At 58.6% G+C, this 4,663-nt stretch carries 6 protein-coding genes; 3 read left to right on the plus strand and 3 right to left on the minus strand.

The window, feature by feature from the left end:
* Positions 1-512: 512 nt before the first annotated feature.
* Together ABJK70_RS20590 and ABJK70_RS20595 are read left to right on the plus strand one after the other, a co-directional pair.
* Positions 513-1,598: a trypsin-like serine protease gene (locus ABJK70_RS20590; RefSeq protein ID WP_077728161.1), complete on the plus strand. Its 1,086-nt coding sequence runs from the start codon at positions 513-515 to the stop codon at positions 1,596-1,598.
* 30 nt (positions 1,599-1,628) lie between these two features.
* The gene (locus ABJK70_RS20595) at positions 1,629-1,967 is read left to right on the plus strand and encodes a hypothetical protein (RefSeq protein ID WP_143735037.1); all 339 of its coding nucleotides are present in this window, start codon (positions 1,629-1,631) and stop codon (positions 1,965-1,967) included.
* Positions 1,968-2,102: 135 nt separating this feature from the next.
* Here the strand turns inward: ABJK70_RS20595 and ABJK70_RS20600 are convergent, their stop codons facing one another.
* The 3 genes from ABJK70_RS20600 to ABJK70_RS20610 all read right to left on the minus strand — a co-directional run bounded on the left by ABJK70_RS20600 (position 2,103) and on the right by ABJK70_RS20610 (position 3,956).
* Complete coding sequence (locus tag ABJK70_RS20600; protein WP_347258953.1) at positions 2,103-2,612, minus strand: protein tyrosine phosphatase family protein; 510 nt, start codon at positions 2,610-2,612, stop codon at positions 2,103-2,105.
* Between the two features lie 9 nt (positions 2,613-2,621).
* Entirely contained in the window at positions 2,622-3,287 is a 666-nt protein-coding gene (locus ABJK70_RS20605) for an FMN-binding negative transcriptional regulator (protein ID WP_347258954.1), read from the minus strand.
* A gap of 72 nt (positions 3,288-3,359) precedes the next feature.
* Positions 3,360-3,956 carry a PIN domain-containing protein gene (locus ABJK70_RS20610; protein ID WP_077728157.1) on the minus strand — a complete coding sequence of 199 codons (597 nt, stop codon included), beginning with the start codon at positions 3,954-3,956 and terminating at the stop codon, positions 3,360-3,362.
* A gap of 234 nt (positions 3,957-4,190) precedes the next feature.
* Between ABJK70_RS20610 and ABJK70_RS20615 the strand changes: the two genes are divergently transcribed.
* Positions 4,191-4,663: hypothetical protein (locus ABJK70_RS20615; protein WP_347258955.1), on the plus strand; the 473-nt coding region annotated here is incomplete at its 3' end.

A 4,663-nucleotide genomic window follows, 5' to 3' on the forward strand; every position in this document is an offset into this window, starting at 1 on the left:
TTCGGCTCGTCCTGACCCGGTTCCAGGGCGAGTATCGAGCGCGCCGTGAGGAGTGTCGTCAATATTGTCCCTAATGTGACCAGGCTATGAATTTTCATAGCGATCTCCTATCCGATGAGGTTTCCTATTAACCCGGCCTATAAATATAGGCCGGGTTAATCCGGGGCAGGGACGCCCCGGCGCGGCGACAAGCCGCGTGAGCCCAGGCCGGGCGTGTACCGGCCTGGGCGGCGGCCCGAAATACCAGGAGGGTATTTACGGGCCTGATTAATAGCTGACTAAAGGCAGGCGAGGAAGTTCATAAACGGCTCGGTCTGGCGCGACATCCGGTTTCTTCGCCGTCCCGGCTCGTTTCAAAGTCGGTCCAGTAAAGCTACTGGCCGGCCAAATTACTTATCCAATCGGAAGGATCTTTTCGTCGGGCACGGAAGATACGAACTTTGGAGGCGGGGCGCTATCGAATGCAATAAATAGCAGGTGCCGCGTGTCGTAGCAGACAGCAGGGAAAAGGCATGGCAAGCAATCAACAGACAAGTGACCCGTTCCTTTGTTGCGGCGATACCTTGAACCGCTCCTACGCACATTGGCGCGGGACGAAGAAAGTCGGAAGGTTTGCTTTCCGAGGCATTACTTGGCGCGTTGGTTTACCAGCACTGCTGTCGCTCGGTGCGACACTCGGTTGCAACGATGTCCAAGCGCAGGAATGCGAAGATACCCCGGAAGGTCGCATCTGCCGAGTACGACAGCCGATTGGTGCGGGAACGGAGGTTGATCTCGAGACCCAGCGCCAACTGGGGCTCGTGGCGATTAATAACGGCTGCTCGGGCACCCTGCTTAACCAGTATTGGGTATTGACCGCGCGCCACTGTGTCACTCAGGACGGCCTGATTTCCGGCGCCCTTGTGCCGCCCGACCAGGTGCGCATCACTGCCGACTGGGCACCCGACCGCGTCGGCATCGCTTCGCGCATTCATGATTTCACTATTAACGCGGCTCCAGGTTCGGTGCCTAGTCGCGACATTGTCCTCGTCTACCTAGGGGCCGCCGATCTCGGCCCGGTGGACAGCCAGCGGATCTACGTCGTCGCACGTGACCAAGGTGGCGGATCGGTCGTGCTCAGCGGCCGACTGACTACCTCCGATACGGTCACCCAATATGGCCAGGGCTTTTCGACTTTCGCGACCGGCGTATTCGGCACGCCCACCGCACAGCCATCCGATGGCCAAGGTACCTATCGCAGCGCGCCCTTCATGCCTTCGTCTATCACAGATACTGGTTATGAGCTTGTCATGAACAGCGCGAACCAGGTGGGTCACGGCGGCGACAGCGGAGGTCCGACTGTGGTCACCGTCAACGGATTCGGCGTCGGCATCGCGGGGGTCCAGTCCACCTGCACACCGAGAGGATACATTCCCAACACGCCTGCCACCTCGCAAAATTGGTTTTGGGCGACGGGTGCCAGCGCGTGCCAATACGTGTCGACCGAGCCCTTCGTCAGCGAGATCAGCAACGCCGTCAAAGAGACGGCGGAGTGCGCGCTCGGCCCCGCCTGCGCCATTACACCCATCGTTCGCGGCGCCATGCGGACGGCCGACTGACACCATCCACCCACCTCAACGGAGGACTACATGCGCCCTATAGCCATAATGCTCGCCGCGGTCGCCGCCGGATTATCCGCGCCAGCCGTCGGTCAGCCAGTTCATCAGCCCGGATCGATCACCATGGTACGCACCGGCTGGAACGCCGATAGCTTCGCCGTCGTAACCGCCGAGCCGATCGTCAACCCCGCCGGTTGCCCCACTCCGGACGGCTACATCTCGGATAAATCGTTTCCCGGCTATGAGACGTTTTATTCCGCCGCGCTTACTGCGTTCGTTGCCCGCCGCCGCGTGATAATGGTCGTGGACGAGGCTCAATGCTTCAACGACCGGCCGAAGATCGTCGGTATCAATATTACTTCGGAGTAGCGCTGCGAACGCCATCTTCCGGGACCTTGACTGCACCGCGTGAGTCGCATCGCAAAGAATGCCAAGGAGCGGTGGGGCGAGGCGCACGCGTGCGTAGGGGTCGGGCTTCGATAGAGCAAAGTAGGTGCCGCTTCGTCAATCTTCCCGAGGTCTATCTTCGTCCGCCGTGTTCTCCCGATTATTCGTCGGCACCAAACTATCAGCTGCCGGGCGAGAGGCATCGAGGAACCTCGCCCAAATTTCGTTCGGTTCCCATACGCGTCCGATATGCGCCCGGGCCTGGTCGAGAGACCAGCCCAGCCGCGCTTGGCCATACAGCGCGATGAAGCAGGAGACCCGATAGTTGCGGGCGCAATGGACAAACACTTTCTGGCCTTCCGATTTGTCCATAAGCTCGAGGAACTGCCGGAAGTATTTCCACTCGGGCGCCGGAAAATCGACCGGAATGTGGTGATACGTCATGCCCAGTGATCGGACGAGACCGGCCTCGTCCGCCAGGCAGTAGCGCGGGTCCAGCAACCCGAGATTGATGATGATTTCGAAGCCTGCCTGCGCCAGCAGCCGAAGTTGCTCTTCCGTCGGCTGACCCCCGGTTGCCAGTTCGTCGGAAAGAGCGACATAGTTTTTGATCTCATCGATTGCCATTGATGATACCTACGTGTCTTCCATTTTGGCGGCAGACGAGTGTTTGTCGAACTCCTCGACCAAGGCAGCCATCTCCTGGGCATCATGGTTTCCATATTCCCGGAGTCCCCGGATCACGCCCGCCCGATTAGGCTCAGGCTGATTCTGGCTTACCTTCCATTTGCCCACGAGTTTGGTGATGACGATCTCGACGCCGACGATCGCTTCGATCAGACGGTCGGTGAACTCGCGAGGAGCGTCCGATACGGACCACGGTTCGCTGAACGAGGCTTCATGCCGGTCGGTGAGCGCTTCGAGCTGGCTTCGCAGCCAGACCGGGTCATCGATAATGCGAAGCGGACCGTAGGCATGCACGGCCACGTAGTTCCAGGTCGGAACCACCTTGCCATGCTCCCGTTTCGTGGCATACCAGGATGGGGTGACGTAGCTGTCGGGGCCGTGGAATATCGCCAACGTCTCGACATCCGAAACCAAGTCGCGCCATATCGGGTTCGAGCGCGCGACATGGCCGCGTAAGGCGCCGAATCGGCTCTGCTCTTCGGAGAGATGTAAAGGAATGTGATTCGCGTCGATTCCGCCGGACGACAATGTGACAAGCGTGGCGAGCGGATGAGTGCGAATCAGTTCGTGCAGGACCTCGACTCGCGATTCTTCGAAATGTGGTGGAACGTACATGGCCTTGTTCGTTGATGTGCAATGGACGGCAAAACGCGCCGTTTCCTAATCGGTCCACGCCAATGAACCGTTCTAGGCCGGAAGCGCATAAGAAATCCTGGTGTTGTTGACCGTGACCAGGCCTTGCTTTTGCAACTCCTGGAGCAGGGACGCCAGTTCTTGTTCAGAGAGTTGCTTCTGAAAAAGGGAGTTGATCGTACTCGATAATGTCTGGGCGGTTCTCGGCTTTGAAGCACCGCGCCGCTTAAGATCGCTGATGATGAGGTCGAGTTTCTCGGTCGCGGGCATCGGATTGACTGCCTTTATGATCGGTATGTCGGTGACGTCCCGCGATCGGCACACCAAGATCTTCTTGCTCTTGAGATGCTGAATCAGCGGATCGAAGCCTGTGTCCTTAGAGACGATGTGAAAATACGCGTCTGGCTCGGACACCGCAAGCCGGCCGATGTAATAAGCAATGTGGAAATCCAGCGCATTCGAGCCGTTGCTGGCGATCTTGACGTACTCCGCTCGATCTCCCATGCGCTGGAGCGTGGCAGCGATCTCGAACGCAAGCTTCGACTGATTGGCTCCGACGAACACGATAACCTTGAAATGCTCCTTGTCGAGAACGGAGATCGCCTCCGGTTGCACATTCTCGTAGTCTATGAGTACGTAATTCGTCTTCACGTGGCGGCTTCCCCCCGAATTTCCAGATGGCTTCATGTCGGCCTTCCCGCGTCTCGTTATGGGGTGCCGGCAAGCTCCATGACTAAAGCGTAGATGAAAACGCCGGAACGTCGGTTCGGCTCCGTGCCTGCGGGAACTTTTCCGGAATAAATCGACCCTGAGCAATAAGCGCTGCCGAGTTGCGCTGCATAGGCAGGATATTCGAAATCCAAGCCACATACTTGGGGAGGCGGTATGCACGACTGGAATGTCGTCGTTTCGGTGTTCGAGCATGGGTTCAGGCGTGCCCGCGATCTGCTCGAAACGCTCGGTCCTGTCCACAAAACCGATTATTTCAATGTGCTGGTGATGAAGCTCGAAGATTCGGAAGGATTTCTCAGGACCCTAAAGGAGTGGTCCGACAGAGATCCCGAAATCTTCACGCAGTGCATTTCCCGCGCGATTCCCCTCACGGCTCTGTTCGGTTTTCAGACCCCGCCGGAGTTCGAGGCAAAAGCGCGCGAGGCCACCGCCCGTTGGCTGCGAGATCTAGCTGGCGCTCGATTCCATGTGCGCATGCACCGCCGCGGATTCGCCGGGCGCCTGTCCAGCCAGAACGAGGAGCGTTTTCTCGACGAATTCCTGCTGACCAAGCTGGATGAAGCCGGAATGCCGGCCTCGATCGACTTCCAAGATCCCGATGCCATACTGGCCGTCGAAACGGTCGG

The organism is Methylocaldum sp. (genome assembly GCF_039794385.1).
Classification (GTDB): Bacteria; Pseudomonadota; Gammaproteobacteria; order Methylococcales; family Methylococcaceae; genus Methylocaldum.

Excerpts from the sequence above, each read along its gene's own strand:
- ABJK70_RS20595 (WP_143735037.1), top strand. The coding sequence starts at position 1,629 with ATGCGCCCTATAGCCATAATGCTCGCCGCGGTCGCCGCCGGATTATCC.
- ABJK70_RS20600 (WP_347258953.1), bottom strand. The coding sequence starts at position 2,612 with ATGGCAATCGATGAGATCAAAAACTATGTCGCTCTTTCCGACGAACTG.
- ABJK70_RS20605 (WP_347258954.1), bottom strand. The coding sequence starts at position 3,287 with ATGTACGTTCCACCACATTTCGAAGAATCGCGAGTCGAGGTCCTGCAC.
- ABJK70_RS20590 (WP_077728161.1), top strand. The coding sequence starts at position 513 with ATGGCAAGCAATCAACAGACAAGTGACCCGTTCCTTTGTTGCGGCGAT.